This is a genomic window from Paenibacillus sp. p3-SID867 (assembly GCF_025142895.1).
In the GTDB taxonomy this organism is placed as follows: Bacteria; Bacillota; Bacilli; order Paenibacillales; family Paenibacillaceae; genus Paenibacillus_AQ.
The window spans coordinates 262,979-281,323 of record NZ_JAMBDM010000002.1; the positions used below are offsets into that span (position 1 = coordinate 262,979).

At 51.6% G+C, this 18,345-nt stretch carries 16 protein-coding genes and 1 other annotated feature; of the genes, 8 read left to right on the plus strand and 8 right to left on the minus strand.

Annotated features, from left to right (window positions below):
- Positions 1-46: 46 nt before the first annotated feature.
- The 5 genes from M4D81_RS04510 to M4D81_RS04530 all read left to right on the plus strand — a co-directional run bounded on the left by M4D81_RS04510 (position 47) and on the right by M4D81_RS04530 (position 5,265).
- Positions 47-700, plus strand: a complete 654-nt coding sequence (locus tag M4D81_RS04510; protein ID WP_260064673.1) for a response regulator transcription factor — start codon at positions 47-49, stop codon at positions 698-700.
- Positions 701-747: 47 nt separating this feature from the next.
- Complete coding sequence (locus M4D81_RS04515; protein WP_260065088.1) at positions 748-1,821, plus strand: sensor histidine kinase; 1,074 nt, start codon at positions 748-750, stop codon at positions 1,819-1,821.
- 209 nt (positions 1,822-2,030) lie between these two features.
- Complete coding sequence (locus tag M4D81_RS04520) at positions 2,031-2,966, plus strand: ABC transporter ATP-binding protein (protein WP_260064675.1); 936 nt, start codon at positions 2,031-2,033, stop codon at positions 2,964-2,966.
- Positions 2,967-2,995: 29 nt separating this feature from the next.
- The gene (locus M4D81_RS04525) at positions 2,996-4,114 is read left to right on the plus strand and encodes an ABC transporter permease (protein WP_260064677.1); all 1,119 of its coding nucleotides are present in this window, start codon (positions 2,996-2,998) and stop codon (positions 4,112-4,114) included.
- Positions 4,114-5,265 (plus strand): ABC transporter permease, encoded by a 1,152-nt coding sequence (locus M4D81_RS04530; RefSeq protein ID WP_260064679.1) that lies wholly within the window; start codon positions 4,114-4,116, stop codon positions 5,263-5,265. The genes M4D81_RS04525 and M4D81_RS04530 overlap by 1 nt, the downstream gene beginning before the upstream one ends.
- Positions 5,266-5,342: 77 nt before the next feature.
- Here the strand turns inward: M4D81_RS04530 and trpS are convergent, their stop codons facing one another.
- On the minus strand, positions 5,343-6,326 hold the full coding sequence (gene trpS / locus M4D81_RS04535) for a tryptophan--tRNA ligase (protein ID WP_260064680.1): 984 nt from the start codon (positions 6,324-6,326) through the stop codon (positions 5,343-5,345).
- 49 nt (positions 6,327-6,375) lie between these two features.
- Positions 6,376-6,649: a binding site (T-box leader), on the minus strand.
- Positions 6,650-6,909: 260 nt separating this feature from the next.
- Between trpS and M4D81_RS04540 the strand changes: the two genes are divergently transcribed.
- On the plus strand, positions 6,910-8,490 hold the full coding sequence (locus M4D81_RS04540; RefSeq protein WP_397376656.1) for a sigma-70 family RNA polymerase sigma factor: 1,581 nt from the start codon (positions 6,910-6,912) through the stop codon (positions 8,488-8,490).
- 181 nt (positions 8,491-8,671) lie between these two features.
- On the opposite strand, the gene M4D81_RS04545 is transcribed toward M4D81_RS04540, so the two are convergent.
- Both M4D81_RS04545 and M4D81_RS04550 read right to left on the minus strand, forming a co-directional pair.
- The gene (locus tag M4D81_RS04545; RefSeq protein ID WP_260064681.1) at positions 8,672-9,436 is read right to left on the minus strand and encodes an SDR family oxidoreductase; all 765 of its coding nucleotides are present in this window, start codon (positions 9,434-9,436) and stop codon (positions 8,672-8,674) included.
- Between the two features lie 190 nt (positions 9,437-9,626).
- Complete coding sequence (locus M4D81_RS04550) at positions 9,627-10,505, minus strand: MerR family transcriptional regulator (RefSeq protein WP_260064683.1); 879 nt, start codon at positions 10,503-10,505, stop codon at positions 9,627-9,629.
- A gap of 285 nt (positions 10,506-10,790) precedes the next feature.
- On the opposite strand from M4D81_RS04550, the gene M4D81_RS04555 reads away from it, so the two are divergent.
- Both M4D81_RS04555 and M4D81_RS04560 read left to right on the plus strand, forming a co-directional pair.
- A complete protein-coding gene (locus tag M4D81_RS04555) occupies positions 10,791-11,597 on the plus strand; it encodes a phosphotransferase family protein (RefSeq protein WP_260064684.1) in 807 nt (268 codons plus the stop codon).
- 246 nt (positions 11,598-11,843) lie between these two features.
- Positions 11,844-12,530 (plus strand): hypothetical protein, encoded by a 687-nt coding sequence (locus M4D81_RS04560; protein ID WP_260064685.1) that lies wholly within the window; start codon positions 11,844-11,846, stop codon positions 12,528-12,530.
- On the opposite strand, the gene M4D81_RS04565 is transcribed toward M4D81_RS04560, so the two are convergent.
- The 5 genes from M4D81_RS04565 to M4D81_RS04585 form a co-directional block, all read right to left on the minus strand.
- Positions 12,525-13,613 carry a DUF418 domain-containing protein gene (locus M4D81_RS04565; protein WP_260064686.1) on the minus strand — a complete coding sequence of 363 codons (1,089 nt, stop codon included), beginning with the start codon at positions 13,611-13,613 and terminating at the stop codon, positions 12,525-12,527. The genes M4D81_RS04560 and M4D81_RS04565 overlap by 6 nt on opposite strands.
- Before the next feature lie 3 nt (positions 13,614-13,616).
- Positions 13,617-15,548, minus strand: coding sequence for an ABC transporter permease (locus tag M4D81_RS04570; protein WP_260064687.1), 1,932 nt, complete (start codon positions 15,546-15,548; stop codon positions 13,617-13,619).
- Complete coding sequence (locus tag M4D81_RS04575) at positions 15,523-16,293, minus strand: ABC transporter ATP-binding protein (RefSeq protein ID WP_071220513.1); 771 nt, start codon at positions 16,291-16,293, stop codon at positions 15,523-15,525. The genes M4D81_RS04570 and M4D81_RS04575 overlap by 26 nt, the downstream gene beginning before the upstream one ends.
- Positions 16,294-16,483: 190 nt before the next feature.
- Entirely contained in the window at positions 16,484-17,494 is a 1,011-nt protein-coding gene (locus M4D81_RS04580) for a sensor histidine kinase (protein WP_260064689.1), read from the minus strand.
- Complete coding sequence (locus tag M4D81_RS04585) at positions 17,491-18,192, minus strand: response regulator transcription factor (RefSeq protein WP_260064691.1); 702 nt, start codon at positions 18,190-18,192, stop codon at positions 17,491-17,493. Before M4D81_RS04585 ends, M4D81_RS04580 begins: the two co-directional genes overlap by 4 nt.
- Positions 18,193-18,345: the final 153 nt, after the last annotated feature.

Genomic DNA, 18,345 nt, shown 5'->3' on the forward strand with positions numbered 1-18,345 from the left:
AAGATGACAGCCTGTATAATCCTGAATAAGGGAGTGTGAGCGTAAGTTGAAGATTAAAGTGATCATAGCGGACGATAATTCGTTTATCAGGGAAGGTATGAAAATCATTCTGACTACGTTTGATGAGTTCGACGTCGTGGCGACCGTTGAAGACGGCCAGGAAGCGGTAGCCTATTGCGAAGCGCATGAAGTGGATGTGGCGCTGATGGACGTCCGGATGCCGAATCTGAACGGCGTTGAGGCCGCGAAACAGCTCACGGAGCGTACCAGGACCAAGACGCTGATCTTAACGACCTTCGACGACGATGAATACATTACCGATGCGATCCTGAATGGCGCCAAGGGTTATCTGCTGAAGAATAATGATCCGGAACGGATTCGCGATGCGATCAAAACCGTGTACCATGGCCATCATGTGCTGCAGGACATCGTACTGGATAAAATCAAATCCGGGCTGTCTCCCGGAAAGCCTGACAAGGAAGATAAGGCAGACAAGTTCGACCGGAGTCTATTTACCGAAAGGGAACTGGATATTATGGCGCTCATCGCCAAAGGGCTGGCTAACAAGGAAATCTCGAAGAAGCTGTTTATTTCCGAAGGCACGATTGCCAATCACATCACTTCGGTTCTCAGCAAGACAGGTCTTGAGCATCGAACCCAGATTGCGATTTACTATCTGACGGGGGAAGTGAATAAGTGAGCGAACGCCGAAATTATGCCGAACTGTGGGTCATCGGGTTCAAAAGCATGCTGTTCCTGTATGTGATCAGCCAGTCGTATGCCTCTGATCTTGCAATTACGCCATGGTATATACTGGTCATGCTTCTCTACCTTTCCGTGAGTGTATCCGTCTATATTTTCAAGAGTCGCAATACACAGCCATACTTCATGGTACTGGCTATTCTTGTTGTCGTGGCGTCCTCATTCTACATCCATCCGCTGTTCTTCATGCTGCTTCCCGCGAATCTGTACGAGCTGCTGTCTTTATATCTTCGCAGGAGCTGGATGACCCTGATCCCCCTGCTGGTTCCAGCGCTTATAGTGCCTCACGAGCTTGGCATGACCTATGTCTTTATATCCGTTCTATCCTATATTTATCTCACGATGCTGAGGACTTTTATAAGCCGAGTCACATCCTATCAGGAGCAGAACGAGCAGATGCATCGTGAACTGGATCGGTTGACCCAGCGGCTGAGCGAAAATAATGAGTACATCCGGCAGTTTGAATATATGTTCAAGCTGGAAGAGCGAAATCGGCTGTCCCAGGAAATTCATGATAAGATCGGACATTCCATGACGGGCGCATTGATTCAGATGGAAGCGGCCAAGCGCTTGATGACAACGAATCCGGACAAGTCCGCCGAGCTGCTGCAGAATGCCATATCGATATCGAAAGAAGGTATTGAGAGCATCAGGCTGGTTCTGAAGAACGTAAAGCCTCCGACGGAGCAGCTCGGCATTAACCGAATGCGTTTATTCCTTGAGGAGTTCTCCGCCCAGCACCCGATCAAGACCGTATTAACGCATGAGGGCAATATGGATGTGATTACACCGCTTCAGTGGAAAATCATTCAGGATAACACCCAGGAAGCGTTAACCAATACGATGAAGTATGCGAATGCAACGGCAGTCTCGTTACATATCGAAGTTCTGGGCACCATGATCAAAGCCAAGGTCAGCGACAACGGCAAGGGCATGCAGAAGGTCATCAAGGGTCTTGGGATCATAGGCATGGAGGAGCGCGCCGCGGTTGTGAATGGTACCGTGATCGTGGATGGCTCCGCCGGCTTCTCGGTGACCACTTTAATTCCTTATAGCTAAAACCCGGTAAGCGCATTTGGCGAATTAGGGATATCGGGTCAAAAATGACATTCCCCGCAAGGGTGAAGATTTGGATCGTCAACAACATGAAGATTCTCATGGGTAAGGATGAACTTGTGCACTATCGCAAGGGCATCCTTTTTTCGTACGATAAATGCAGATCAAGTCCACCGGTTGAAGCGTGGATGGAATATGGAGGCGAAAAACGTATGAACGTGCTGGAGATCAAAGGGCTCACGAAGAAGTTTGGGGATTTCATAGCGGTAGACCAGTTGTCGTTGAACATACGGGAAGGCGAGATTTTCGGCTTCCTGGGCGCGAACGGAGCAGGCAAGAGCACAACCATTAATATCATATCGTCGCTCATGCCCATGACCAAGGGAGAGGTCCATGTCCTGGGCAAGAATCTGATGAAGTTTCGAAAGTTCGCGAAGCAGCAGATCGGCATGGTTCCGCAAGAGGTCGCGATATATGAGGATCTGACCGCCTATGAGAATGTTCATTTTTTTGCCGGATTGTATGGACTGAGAGGATCGGAGCTTAGGAGCAGGGCCGAAGAGGCGCTTGCCTTCGTCGGACTTAGCGACAAACATAAGATGTACCCGAAAAGCTTCTCCGGAGGCATGAAGAGACGACTGAATATCGCTTGCGCGATTGCCCACAGACCGAAGCTGATCATCATGGATGAGCCGACCGTCGGCATCGATCCCCAATCGAGGAACTATATCCTGAACTCGGTCAGGAAGCTGAACGAGATGGGCAGCACGATCCTGTACACGAGCCATTATATGGAGGAAGTGGAGGAGCTCTGCACCCGGATTGCCATTATCGACCACGGCAAGATCATAGCGGAGGGCACGAAGGCACAGCTGAAGTCCATTATTACGGACCAGAAGGATATCGGGATCGAGGTGCAAACGGCCGCCTATCTTGAAGCGAACAAGCTGAAGGAGATCTCAGGCGTCAAATCGGTTGAAGTGAAGGAGAATGTCGTGCACATCAGCTCCGACGCAGGAGTCAATAACCTGAATAAAATCATTCAGCAATTCATGGCGCAAGGCATTGAAATTCGTTCCGTTCAAGCGTCCGAGCCGAATTTGGAAACGGTGTTCCTGACGTTGACCGGCCGGAGCCTTCGGGATTAGCGGACCTAGGAAGAGGGAGGTGGAAGTACATGAACGTACTGAGAATCGCGCTGAAGGAGATGAAGATCGCCCGGGAGCCGCAGATGCTGGTATTCATGCTGGCAACCCCGGTGCTGCTCATTCTGATCCTAGGGACGGCGCTTTCGAATGCTTTTAACGGCAGTACCACGATTGGAGACATTCGGGTGTTATACCATAACGACGGAGCAGAACCCGCGCTTACGGAGCAATGGCAGGTTTTCATGCAGGAGGCGGAGCGTTCATCGGGCATGGTCTTTGAGCAAGTCGAGGAAGGCATGGACGGAGGGCAGGAAGTGAGAAACAACCGGTACACCGGTTACGTGGAAATGGACGGCCAAGGCATCCGATATGATGGAAACAGCCGCAACAGTATGGAGAACGGGATTGTGCAAGGGATGCTGTCCGCATTTGCCGACCGGTACCGGCTGTCAGCCGAAGCCGCGAAGATCGATCTGGAATATGAGAGCAAGCCGCTTGTTGATGATGGAGGGAGCTATGTGCTGGAGTCTTCCATTCAAGGAGCGAGGCAGCCGGGTTCGCTTGATTATTTTTCGATTGCAGTCACGACGATGATCATCCTGTATAGCGCCTTGACGGCAGGCGGACTCATCGATAGTGAGCGAAAGCGAAACACCGCAAAGCGCCTATTGGCCTCACCGGTGACGAAAGCCGAGATTTTTGCCGGAAAAATAACGGGCACGCTCGCGATCAATGCCGTATTTGTCATCATCGTTGTGCTGATCAGCAAATATATGTTCAATGCCTATTGGGGGGAGAACCCCATCATGGTATTCCTGGTTTTGTTCACCGAGATCCTATTTGCGCTCAGCCTGGGGCTTGGCATCAGTTACGTGCTGAAGGGAAATGCAGCCGGAGCTGTCATCATGGTCATTATTCAACTGGCTGCGTTCTTTGGCGGAGGATATACGCCGGTTGCAAGCACAACGGGATTCATGAGGGAGGCTGCAACGTATTCTCCCTTGCATTGGTCCAATGAAGCGCTGCTGCAGCTCATCTATTCTGGCAGTGGGTCGGCAGCCATGCATGCAATGATGCTGAATATCGGTTTTTCCATCCTGCTGCTGGCCGTAGCCATGATTTCGATGCGAAGAAGGGAGGGGCTGTAATGTTGAAGGATATGCTCTGGCTCATTCGAAAGACGATGCTGACCTCGTTGAAGGATTATAAAAATCTGCTGCTCGTTATTGCGCTTCCCATTGTCGGCATTTTGCTATCCACCTTAATCTACAAGGGTTCCGGAGAGACTTCCGTTAACATTGGGATCGTGAACCACGATATCGAACAGAAGATCACGCAAGATACGATCGATTTTGTTGCTCAATTGGAGCATACCGAGGCATCGGTCATTAGGGAATCGGAAGCGGATGACTTGGTTGTGTCGGGTGAGCTGGATGCGGTGCTAATCTTCCCCGAGGGGTTTGCGAAAGGCGTAATTCAGGGGACACCCGAGCCGGTCCGGATCGAATCGATTAAGGGCGCTCAAGTTACGGGGTATGTCAAATCGTATCTAAACGCGTACGTCCAGAATATTTCATCCATGGGGGTTATAGCGGGTGGCGATGCCGCCGCGTTTAACGAATTATACAGCGGTTATCGGAGTTCTACGTTTCAATTGTCCACGACCACGGTTGCGGACCAATCGGCCAATCATGATATGACCAACCGGACGATCGGTTACTTGGTTGTGTTCATGTTATTCTCCGCCGTGAATTTATCGGCATTGACGATCCGGGATCGCGAGAATCGTACGTACTATAGACTCTTATCGTCGCCTATTACGGCCCGCAGCTACGTCTTCTCGAATGCCATCGTGAATATCGTTCTGATGATGATCCAGATTGCGGCCACCTTGTTTGTCATGACCCGGTTCTTTCATATCGAGCCTGGCATTCCGCTCTGGCAGATGTTCCTGATTCTGTCGCTGTTCGCTCTGGTCGCGGTCAGTTTATCACAGGTCATTGTCGCGTTCTCGGACAGCACCATGATGGCGAACGGAATCCAGACGATGGTGATCATGCCGACTTCGCTGCTGGCGGGGTGCGTATTCCCGCTTACCGTGATGCCCGAAGCGATTCAGCGAATCGCCGATTTCCTGCCGCAGTATTGGCTGCTCGATACGTTCGGCAAGCTTCAGCAAGGAAGCGGCCTGAACGAGGTGATTCTGAATATGGCGATTCTGATGGCTTTTGCCTTGGCCTTATCGCTGATTGCAACCTACAAGTTCGGACGGAATCGGGATACACAGAGTTATGTATAAAATATAAAGCGGGGGCGTCCCTTGACCTGATTCCTGAGGCAGGATGCAGATATTAAGGGGACGCCCTCTCGGTTCTTTCAGAACGTGACCAATCCCATCGCTTTCTTGGCGGCAAGCAGTGTTGGGCCTGCGGTTTCGGAAGCCCGCTTCGCTCCGTCCATCAAGATGCGATCAAGCTCGGAGGAATTCACGATTTGATGGAACCTCTCCTGGATCGGTTGTAGTTTCTCGATGACCACTTCGGCCAATTCCTTCTTGAACGTGCCGTATCCCTGGCCTTCATACCGTTTCTCGATGACGGAGATGGCTTCCTCGGAGAATACCGAGTAAATCTCGATCAGATTGCTGACCGCCGGCTTCTGCTCCCAGTCATGCCGGACCTCGCCGTCTGAGTCGGTAACGGCTTTCGAGAATTTCTTGCGGATATCCTCCGGCGAATCCATCATGTGGACGCAGCTGTTTTTGTTCGGATTGCTCTTGCTCATCTTCTTGGACGGATCGTCAAGGCCCATGATGCGGGAGCCAATATCCTGAATGATCGGCTCAGGCACCGTAAACGTGCGGCCATACCGGTTGTTGAAGCGTTCAGCCACATCGCGGGTCAGTTCCAGATGCTGCTTCTGGTCGTCCCCGACGGGCACATGCGTTGCCTGATAGAGCAGCACATCGGCAGCCATCAGGACGGGATACGTGAAGAGCGCCGAGCTTACCGTTTCTTGACCTTCGGATTTCTCCTTGAATTGGGTCATCCGTTTTAATTCACCGAAATGCGCCTGCGTCTCCAGCAACCACCCGAGCTCTGCATGCGCGGGGACCTGGGATTGCAGAAAGATCGTCGCTTTATCGGGGTCAATGCCCGACGCGATGTACAGCGCGGCAATGTCTCGCGTGCGCTGGTGCAGCTCCTTTGGATCCTGATAGACCGTGACCGCATGCAGATCCGGCACGAAAAAATAGGACTCGTAATCATGCTGCATTTTCACATATTGACGGAGAGCCCCTCCGTAACCACCGATATTCAAATCTCCGCTCGGCTTAATGCCTGACAATAATCGCTGCATAACACACCTCCTAATTGTTTTGCGAACAACACAAAAACACCTCATCCCACTATGGGACGAAGTGTAACTCCGCGGTACCACCCGAATTCGACTGTACAGTCGCGCTTTAGCATGACGTGGAAATGGGAAAAAGCACCATGATTCCTGCCATATCTCCATAATAACGGTGGAGAACCGTCAAGGCCTACTGCTCCGGCACAGCCGAAAGGTTCGGGTTGAAGCGAGAAGATCCATTCACTTATTCCGGGGTACCGGCCTCGCACCATTCGCCGGTTCGCTTGGACCTCGAGAGATAAGCTACTATTTCTTCTCATAGCCGTGTGGTATGTTGTTCTTAAATTCATCTAACGCAGCTCTTTTCGGATGTGAAGAGAGAACAAGATGATTTGGTGAGTATCATCACACAGGTGTTAGGTGAATGTCAAGAGGAATCGGGTGTCTGAACCGTGCCTGGGAGGCGCCGACGAAGGCAATGGGGAATTTTTGATATATCATCCATCCGGTGCAGAATTCCTGAAGAGAGGTAACCTTTTTCGTTCAGATCGGCACTTAAGGGATAGAGACACCGGGAAGGGAGGTTTAGGTGAACGTGTTCCAGTGGATTGAGGAAGCCCGGCGGGGCAGTGCGGAGGCACAGGGAAGCTTGGTTCGACATTTTACCGGCATGGCGCTGGCCGTGGCCTACGATAAATTGCAGGATCCCCATTTAGCGGAAGATGCCGTGCAGGAGGCCTTTACGGAGGCCTTTGCGAATCTGCATAAGCTGCAGGATCCCCGGCGTTTTCCCGGATGGTTCAAAGTGATCGTGGAGCGGCAGTGTTACAGGGACTTGCGCCGCAAGCAATTTCAGACATTACCGCTGCATGAGGTTGAGCTGCCGGCTGGAGATCAGCGAAGTTTAGATTCGGTCGTGGAAAAGAGAGAGATGATCGGTCAGCTGCATGCCACGATCGCGGATTTGCCAACGAGCATGAGGATTGCAGTCCAGCTCTATTATTTTCAAGGCTACAGCCTGCGGGAGATCTCGCAATATTTGGATATATCCTTGCCCGCTTTGAAGAAGAGGCTCTTTGATGCCCGGCGGAAGCTGAAGAACACGCTTCATGTAGCCGACTTTGTATCAGTGTTCACCGATCTGTATGAGGGAGGCAGGCGTATGTTGCATATTGTTAACGGGGATTCGGTAGGGGATAAGCTGAAACAAGGGAACGTTCAAGGAGATATCCTGGTGTGGAGGGAGCTTTATTCGTTTGGTCCGGTCTTCACGAAGATGGACGAGCCGGATCATCGGAGAACAAGAGCTCGGTATTTGGAGCAAACGCTCGGGATTCCGGAGAAGGAATATATCGAGACCTGCGAATCGCAGGAGAGGAAGCTACAGGATTTTCGTAAATATAATGAAATCGTGTTCTGGTTTGAGCATGATCTGTTTGACCAGACCATGCTGGCCTATTTGCTGCATTGGTTTAAGGAACAGTCACTGGGAAATACGAAGCTTAGTCTGCTGTGCATTGGCGCATACCCGGGCATCGAGCTTTTTCGGGGGCTGGGGCAGCTTAGCACGGAGCAGCTCGAGACGTTATCGGGCACATGGCACACGATTGGAGAAGAGGAACTTATGCTGGGCAGCATGTTGTGGGAAGGCTATACCTCGGATCGGCCGGAGAAACACCAGCGCATGCTGGAGGTGGATTCCTCGGCACTGCCTTTTGCGAGGGCAGCATTCGAAGCCCATCTGGCCCGGCTGCCCTCTGTGAGCAATGGACTCGGGATCATCGAGCAGACGACGTTGGAGGCTATAGCGGGCGGAATCCATAAGCCGTATGAGTTGTTCCGCAAGGTAGGTGACCAACTCCATACACTCGGAATGGGAGATCTGGAGTTCTGGTATTACCTGGCGAAGATGACGGAGGGCCCGGATTCGTTGCTGGTTATTAATGGTACAGCGTCGTTTCCGGACTTTAAACTGGCTGTACCCCATTTCCAAGATCAGCTGCTGCAAGTGACGAGCCTGGGGCATGAGGTATTAGCCGGGAAGACCGACTATGCCTGCTCCGGAACGATCGATAAATGGGTAGGAGGCCTGCATGTGCGGGGCAAGGCTCCGTCATGGCGCTGGGACCCGGAGCGAAAGTCGGTTGTGCGGATGGCTGAATCCGATTAAACAGCAGATACAAGAAAAAGGGCGATCCTGCTTGGCGTTGATGCCAGACACGGATCGCCTCTTTTTAAGATATCAGAAAGCATAAATTTCGGAGGATCTGCTGCCTGATATTGCAAGAAAAACTACCGCTAAACGCGGTCTGTCTTCTTTGAGAGTACGTCGATCGACGTTTTTCTTATCGTTACAGATGAGAGCCTCCGGTAGCGTCAATCATTTGTCCCGTGACCCAGCGCCCGTCGCTTGATGCGAGAAACGCTACGACATCGGCAATATCGGACGGCTGTCCGATTCGGCCAAGCGCGGACATCTCCGCAGCATGCTGCTGTCCTTCCGACGTATGCAGCCAAGATGCGTTCACATCGGTGTCCACGATCCCTGGTAGCACCGCGTTCACCGTAATTCCGCGGGGGCCCAGCAGCTTGGCGAGATGCAAGGTGAACGTATTAATGGCTCCCTTGGTGATGTTGTAAGCCATAATATGCGGATAGGCGATACGCGTAACACCGGAAGAGATGTTGACGATGCGTCCGCTGTCACGCAGGAGCGGCAGCGCCTGTTGGACCAGGAAGAACGGTGCTTTTACATTGACGGCAAGCAGCTCATCGAAGCTTTCCTCGGTCGTCTCTTCAAAGGTGTTGGAGGTTCCGATGCCTGCGTTATTCACCAGAATATCGAAATGGTTGTCCCCCGTTACGCGAAGAAGTTCCTCCTCCAGTGAATGAATGAGTCCTTTTGCTCCGTCTACTGATTCCAGTTTGGCACCTAAAGCGATAGCTCGACCACCCTGATCTTGTATGGTCTGGACAACCTCATCCGCAGCATCCCGGCGGGTTCCGTAATGGACAATGACCAGAGCCCCTTCTTCCGCTAACCGAAGCGCGATTCCTTTGCCGATTCCTCGGCTTCCGCCTGTAACCAATGCGATTTTGTCTTCCAATCGTTTCATGAAATCCCACTCCTCTTGTTCGATTTAACGCTACTGTACACTCTCCTGTTAAGGGGAGAGTCAAGAGGGCGGTTTAGAATTATTCTAGCGTTTTTCATGAACATAAAGGACATCCGGAGTTACTGCTTCTGCAAGTACGGATAGAGACTGAGTCGAGGTTCGTTTCGGTAGCCCTCACGGCAAGGAAGGGTTAATCCGCGTTACCTTGTAGGGGGATAAGCAATTCCGCAGGGCGCTTCTTGCCATAGATATCTTTATCCGAGGTGAGATAGATCTCGCGGATCGGTTCCGATTCCGACTGAACGAGGCCTTGGGACGAAATCCATGCCTTGAGCTCGGGTATGACGGGGCAGGTATAGGCGCACGGATCACAACGATGTACAAGAGATGCGGCAGATATCAGCTGCGGCAGAAAGTCCACACGAACGCGCCCATTAGCAGGTATGTCCCTAGTTATGGGGACTGCGACTTCGATATCGGCGATGTCGGCATTCCCGCTGCCGTGGTCATGCCAAAGAATGGCTAGCTGCCTGGCTTCCTCTTCTCCATAAGAGGCAGCGTATTTCGTAATCTCATCCAGCAAGAGACATAGCTGGCTGCGGGGGACTTGGTCACGAATGAAAGCGGCACGCTGGGATGGGACTTCCCGGATAATGGGGCCACTTGGATTCCCTCCTTCGGCTCGTTCCAAGCGCGTTATCCTGCTGTTCACTTCATCCAACTGCAGCTGGAGGCTCCGCATTGCATGCTGAAGCTCCGTCATTTTATCCGCAAGTTTGTTCTTAACGACATCGGTTCCTATATCCTCTTCAAAAAAAGGCTTGAGCTGTTCCAAGGTAAACCCCTGCTCCTTGTAAGCGGCAATCCGCTTGACGGTCAGAAGCTGCTCCTCGGAATAGTAACGGTATCCGCTTTGTTCATCAATATGGGCCGGCTTCAATAGGCCCAGCTCATCATAATATCGCAATGTTTTGATGGAAATGCCGCTGACCTTGGCAAAAGCGCTGATCTTCATCATGCCGGTTGCAACCTCCTTTACGATTCGGTCTCTCATGGATAACGATATCATATCTCGCGCTCCTGCTTACGTAAAGAACGCAGTTCGCCGGATCTGAAGGAACAACTCGGTCCCAAGACCGAGTCGGTTATCATCCCGGGGCGGGAATTCAGTTCGGCCGGATTATCGTACAATGTGTTCAAAGAAGATTCAGTGATCCATGCTGATCAAGGTGAACGGGGAATGGAAGATATCCGCATTTCACAACTGCCGGATTCAGAAGCCAGGCTGGATTCAGCGGTTGGTGATGCGTTCGAAATCAAAATCCAGCTGATGTAGAGAAAGCGGAGGATTGCTTTGAAGAAGGGTACGCAGATTGGAAAAGGCAGGAGCGCCGAGGTGTATGAATGGGGAGAGTCTCAGGCATTAAAGCTGTATTATGAAGGGTATCGCCGGGAATGGGTGACATATGAGGCGGAGATGGGCCGCATCGTTGCCGAAGCGGGCGTGCCTGCTCCTGCCGTCTTTGACATGGTGGATATCGAGGGACGAACAGGGCTGGTGTATGAACGGGTTACAGGACCGTCGATGCTGCATCAGGTTCAATCGTCACCACTTCAGCTAATGAAGTGCGCTCGTGAGATGGCACAGCTCCAGCATGCGATGCACGGCTGCACAACAACCTTGCTGCCGTCGCAAAAAGAAAGGCTGGAGCATGCAATTCTTGATGCAAGCGGCATCCTGCAAGAAAAAGCCCAGGCCGTATGCAAGGTGCTGGATTCATTTCCGGAAGGCGATTCCATCTGCCATGGCGACTTTCACCCGGACAATGTGATCGTCGCGGAAAGCGGATGCCGGGCGATCGATTGGAATAACGCCACGATTGGTGACCCACTATGCGACGTCGCCAGGACATCGCTCATGTTCCAATCGCCGTTTAACCCGGATGATCAGCCGGGCATTCTGGTGCTTCCGCTTCGGATGGCCCGAATCCTGTGGAATAAAGTATATCTAAATGAATACTGCCGATTATCCCATGCGAAGCAGGAGGATATCGACCGGTGGATGCTGCCCGTAGCGGCAGCCAGGCTGAGAGAGGATGTACCTGGAGAAAGGGAATGGCTGCTGGGTCTAATTGATGATCGGCTGCGTGCATATGCTTGATGGAGATTAGGACTCATAAGATATTGTACTTCCTGGGCTGTCCGCAGGCGGGATTGACGGTCATCGAGCAGGAGATCAGGCACCTGGAGCGGAGGATGAGATAGCGGGAGGGGACAGGAGCGATAAGAAGTGCTATGGAGGGGCACCCTTCACCAAAGTCGGCGGGCAATCTCAAACTTCTAGTTTCAATACGGAACGGGAAGGATAAGGATAAATAGACGACGAAGCAGAAGGTGGGAATCCCTCATGAGCAAATGGAAGGCAAATAACCGAGTTAGCCGTTATGCAGGCATCAGTATTTTATTGGGCGGAGCGCTGTTTGTTACAGCTACACTTATGCACCCTCCAGCTACGGATCCCTGGACGGGTCATCATGTTATTTCGATGATTCCGGACATGTTGATTTATTGGCAATGGGATCACAGCCTGATGCTGGCGGCTATATTATTATGGCTTGGCGGCCTGTCTCTCGGGGAGACTGCGGCTGGTAAACAGCCTTCAGCGATGATGGCTGCCCGCTTGTTCATTGCGGCGATGACGATATGGGTAATCGTACTTGCGATGGAGTTAACCGTTCTCCCCGTGCTGGCCCAGGAATGGGGCTCGGTTCAAGACCCGGGAACGGCAGCCTTGGGTGTCGGGTTATTTGCGTTCGGTATTATGGCCGGGGATTTTGCCATGATGCTGGCCTGGATCGGAATAAGCCTGCTTAGCATTGCGCTGCTCTCTGAAGAAACTGTGAAACCGGTTATGGGATGGATAGGCATAGCAGCAGGGTTGTGGGGAGCGCTTGGCATACCTGCAGCACTACTGCTTCCGAAACTCAGCGTTATCATCTATCCGATCACCTCAGGCCCGGTGTTTATATGGACACTGATATTTGGCGTTTACATGGTAATGGGGCGAAAGACAAAAAAAGCAGGAGACCTATAGGTTTCCTGCTTTTTTGCGAATCGGCACGATCGTCCAATAGGTGCCGCATCTCCACAACCATTCTAGGGGTCCGTATTGGAACCAACGCATCCACAGATTGCTGGCTATGATCTGACAGACTACAATCCCAAGGGAAACGAGTGTAGATACGACATAAGTCGTCGGTGTGGTGTTCAGTATGAAGCGCTGAATACCTACCAGAAAGACGGTTTGTCCGATGTAGTTGGTAAGCGCCATCCGGCCGTATGCCTGTAACGGATACAGCATCTTCGCACCTGCGCGGGTACGCCCAAGCATTAAGAGAGAGCTTAGATAAAATACAGATACGATAGGACCCGTTGCCACCCCGATATGTGCCAGAGTTAAGGCTGCCTGCATGGTCGATGACGGCGATTCGCCTTCTATCATGAATAGAAACGGGGGCATCGGCTCGGGAGGTGCTGCCCACCACATGGCCCCGATCGCAATGACGGTTCCGAGCAATGACAGCAGCCACACCATGTGCAGCTTACTCCATCGTACTCCCTTGCTGATCGCTTCGTGTAATCGGTATTGGCCCGCGGCTAGCCCTAACAGGATCAGAAACGGAATGGTAAGCAGCTTGACTCCTATGACGGCCGCAATCGTAAACCCGACCACTCCAATACCTAGATTAACTCTCCTTGGCGCCCAATAGAGGGGAAGCGCTAGCAGGCCGACAATCGCATAATGAAATAATGCCTCCCCCGATTGATACTGCTGATGGATGACGCCGATCAGCACCAGAATAACTAACCGGCGGATATACAGCCGAAGTCTTGGCTTTCCACCCGTTGTAGCGCTTCGTGATAGAAACATGTAGAATCCTAGTCCGAACAGGAACGTGAAGATTGTATAGAATCGGGCTTCCACAAAAAAGGTAAGCCCGCGCTGCATCCAAAAATCCGCTGAGGTTTTCGGCGTGGCGATGAGCCAAAGCGCCAATACGTTAACAAACGGCAGACCAAGCAGCGCAAAACCCCTGAACTGGTCTAAAAAGTGCAATCGCCCCTTTCCAGTGGCAGGCTGGCGTTTCATCACGGTCTCATTTTTTACAGTAGCCATTAGTTACACCATCATCCTATTCACAGACTTGATATAACGGGCTCTGGCGATCAGGAAATAAATCATTTGAGCGGCCAAGAATGCCGATGAAGCCGCCAATACAGGGCCACTTACATAAGGAGAATCCAGGTATGCAAGAACCGGACCGAGCACGACTAAGGACTGCAGGGCTGCAACCAGAATGGGGATAAAGAACAGCACAGCAATCTGAATCGTCGCGGAGATGTTCATCTCACGGGCGCTGAGTCCGATCTTGGACAGGGAACGGTACATCGTTTGGTCTGTTGAAAGCTCTGTATGCAGTTTAAAGTACAGGAAGCTGGCGGATGAGATCGAGAAGATTAAGGCGACAAACACCCCGATAAAGCTGAATAACGAAAAGCCCTGTTTATTGGTGTAATAGTTCTCCGCTCTGGATTCTATATAACCTTCACTGATTGCACTTCCGTTCCATTCCGACAGCTCAAGGCCGAGCTTGGTTTCAGGATCATCCTTCTGGGGGAGTCCTTGGGAATCGGGAAGAATAAACGGATACGTATGATTCACACTGATTCCATCTGCTTTGTTCCCGCCCCTTAGCTCTTCAAACATGGTGTCCGTAACGACCAGCAATCTGCCGCTATATACCACAGCCGCAATCCGGTCAGTGCGGTTCTCCAAGCTGAAAGAGTAGGGTTGACCGGATAATTCGATATCCGCTTCCGTTAGCTTCCCTTTACTCTTCTTCGCTGCATTCGGGGTTTCTGCCAGTAAGGCTTCATTCTCGCCGAATGTCCCGGTCGGCTTGGTATTCATCAAAGCAGCCAAACGGTCGTAATGGGATTGCGGCATGATGTGTAAGGAGTCCTCTCCATTCGCTGACAAGCGATAATAGATGGTTTCGACCTCCGCCCGTTTATACTCCAGCCCTTCTGTCTGCAGACGATTTTCAATCAGGGCCAGCTCATCCTGCACCTTAGTATCGTCGGCATTGCTATAGTAGGTGTAGCTAAGCGCGTAGGGGTTATCCAAATATACCGATCGAATCGATTGCTGCATGGCCAGCACGAAGCCGGTGCTCATGGAAGCCAGAGCTACGACAACCGTGACCAGAAACAGCATGCGGGCATTATCCTTAATCTTGTAACTCATTTCGGAAATCCACAGCAGGTTTGTTCCTTTCCAGGTGGTTCTGCGATTTCGCTGCAGCATGCGGACAATCCACACGGATAGTTGGGAGTAGAAGAAATACGTGCCCATAATTCCGGTTACCGCAGCGATTATCAATCCAGTCGGGTCTAACTCTTTGACACGAAGGACGGTAAAGCCGATGGTAAGGAGCACCACGCCTAAGAGGGCCAGGAACAGATTGGCTTTTGGCTCGGTTTTTGGTTTGCTGGTTCCTTTGAGAAGCTCCAGAACTTGATTCTTTCGGATAAATAACAAGGTAAAGAGCGAAATGACGAGAAACAGCGCAGCGAACGCACCGGCGGTCAGCAGCATCGCTTTGACCGGCCAATAGAACGGCAGCTCGTCCATATCGATTACTTTGGTGCTGATGAGCAGGAACACCTTAGAAAGCAGCATTCCGCTGGCGATGCCCGTTACGATGGCAATGGCGCCAATCAGAATGTTCTCCAGGAAGATCAGCCAATTGATCTGTTTGGCCTCAGCTCCGAGGATGGTCAGAATACCGAACTCCCGGTTCCGCGACTTCAGAAAGACGCTGATCGAATACAGCACGAATAAGAACGCAAACACGTAGACGATGACCGTGGCGATTGTCATTCCCGTACGCGTCATCGTGCCCATAGGCGAATTCTCAATGGCCGGATGATAGATGAATACCGCATACGTAAAAAAGATCATGACCATGAACGAGCTGCTGAGCAGGTAAGCGAAATATTGACGTGCGTTACGCCGGACGTTGTTAAACGCGAATTGAGGAAAGCTCACTTGTATTCCCTCCCCAGAACGATAGCGTATCGATGATTTTTTGGAAAAAGGCCTGCCGGTTCTCTCCGCGGTGAATTTCGGCGGCCAGCTTGCCGTCTTTAATAAAAACGATGCGGTTGCAATAGCTTGCGGCGAGAGGATCATGCGTAACCAGCATTAATGTGGTACGATCCCGCTCGTTAATCTCGGCTAACGACTCCATCACGATCCGTGAGGAGTTGGAATCGAGTGCGCCTGTAGGCTCATCCGCAAGCAGTAACAGCGGCGCGCTGATGATAGCCCTGGCAATCGCGGTGCGCTGTCGTTGACCTCCCGAAATCTCGTACACGCGTTTATTCAGAATTTCGCGAATGCCAAGCCGTGAAGCGGTTTGCTGCAGCAGCGACTCCATGTCCTTGAGCGGACGGCGGTCCAGCGTAAGCGGAAGCACGATATTCTCGGCAACGGTTAACGTATCGAGCAGGTTGAAATCTTGAAACACAAAGCCGAGCTGTCTGCGGCGGAAGTGGGCAAGCTCGCTTTTTTTCATGGTGTAAGGATTTTTGCCCCCGATCTTGACCTCGCCCGAGCTTGGACGATCGATGGTGGATACCATGTTCAGCAGGGTGGTTTTGCCGCTGCCTGAAGGGCCCATGATGCCGACGAATTCTCCTTCTTTGATGGTGAGATGAATATCGGTAAGAGCTTGTGTCGCCACTTTGCCCGCATATACTTTGTTTAATGCTTTTACTTCAAGAATATCCATAATCCAGAAGCTCCTTTCTGTATACCTTATTAGTGTAGCCTAACTCTATCGTATACTGACCTGACCCTGCTATGGATTTAGGTGAAACGAAGCTTACATCTGCCATAAGGTTATGTTCGCATTTTTTGTTCGTATCTTAAGATTATCGGCGTGAGGTTTGGGGTCATCTCCCGATACAAAGAAGACACACCTAAGGTCCAGATGTGTCTTGGTTTTCGGCTCGGCGCAGCGTCAAGGTAACGGTGGTTCCTTCACCGAGCGTGGATTCCAGTTCTACGGAATGATCAAGCTTATTGGCGATTTCACGCACAAGATACAGGCCCATGCCGGTGGATTCATGATATTGCCGACCGCGCTCTCCGGTAAAGTAGGGATGGAACACCCGGTTGATGTCCTCCGGTGCAATGCCGATCCCCTCGTCGCCGATATAGAGTTTGATGTGTTTCCCCGCTGCTTCTGCTTTTAATTGAATCTTCTTGCCGGGGCTGCCGGAGTAGTTCACGGCGTTCGTCAAAATCTGACCCAGCATAAATCGAAACCATTTGGCATCCGTATAGACGGAGATCCGATCATCGATTTGGAACACCGGCGTAATCCCCTTACGAATGAACAGCTTGCGGTTCTCGACCACGGATTCGCTTACCGCAGCACGGAGCCCGATGGCTTCTACAGCAAAATCCTGCTCAAACCGGTCCAGGCGCGCGGTGTACAGCACCATTTCGAGGCCTTTGCGAATACGATCAAGCTCTTCCCGAATATGCTCGGCGGGTGCCTCTTCGACTTCATCGAGCGTTAGCTGAATAACCGACAGCGGGGTCTTCATCTGATGTACCCAGCGGTTGACGAAAGCCAGATGCTGGTCGGTTTGGCTTTGATGCCGATGCAGCTGTTCGCGGTATAAGCGCTCGTAATGGCCAATCCGCTCGTAGATCGCTTCCGGTAGTGGCGCTTCGCCCAGGGGAGGGCTTAAGAATTCCTTCTCCGAAACCTTCTCGGAAGAAAGCTCTCGATACAACGTGCGATGGGAAAGATACCGGTAAGCAAGATAGAGAAGCAGCACGACACTGCTTAACAGCACACCGTATAGTACGACAGTAAAGGGCCTGCCTTCACCGGTAAGCCAGTACAGCAGGGGGACAAGCAGCATTTGAACGGTAAAAAACAGCATGAGCGGGAGATGCTCCCGCAAGAAAAGTTTCATGGGGTCTCCCTGCCCGTCATGAACCGGTAGCCTGCTCCCCGGACGGTTTCGATAAGATCTCCGGCGCCCAGCTCACGAAGCTTGCGACGAACCCTTGTAATATAAACATTTAACGTATTGTCATCAATGAAGTGCTGATCCTCCCACATCAGGTCCAGCAGCCGCTCGCGGCTGACCACACGGCCCTCTTTTTCCATCAGCATCGTCAGCAGGGCTGCTTCCTTTTGGGTAAGCTCGGCTGATTCGTCTCCATAGGTCACAACGTATCGCTCGGGATAGATGATAAGACCGGCGCTTTCGATGGTATGCTCATCCTCCTGACCGGAGGCATAGGCACCGACCGCACGGCGCAGGTGGCTGCGGATTTTCGCCAGGACAAGCTCCATGTCAAACGGCTTCGTAATATAATCGTCCGCTCCGTTTTCCAAGGCCATAATCTGATCCATGCCGCTGTCTCGCGCCGAGATGAAGATGATCGGGCAGTGCGATTGGGTACGGATTTGCCTACACCAATAGAATCCGTCGAATTTCGGCAGATTGACGTCCAGCAGAACCAGATCCGGCTTCGTATCCGCAAAAATGTCTATCACGCGGCTGAAGTCTTCGGTGATCCGTACGTTAAAATCATATTTGGAAATAGCCGATCTTAATTTATCCGCGATTCGTTCATCGTCTTCCACAATCAGGATGGTATACACGGTTCCAGCTCCTTTGAACTCCTAAACTACATTATGTTCTTACTATACCCGAATTGGAGAGGGCGTTGGAAATCCAGAGATTCATGTTTCTGAACGGAAGGTAACCCATTGTACGATCCCAAATTAACCTTTGCCCAGGCCCATGCATAAGAT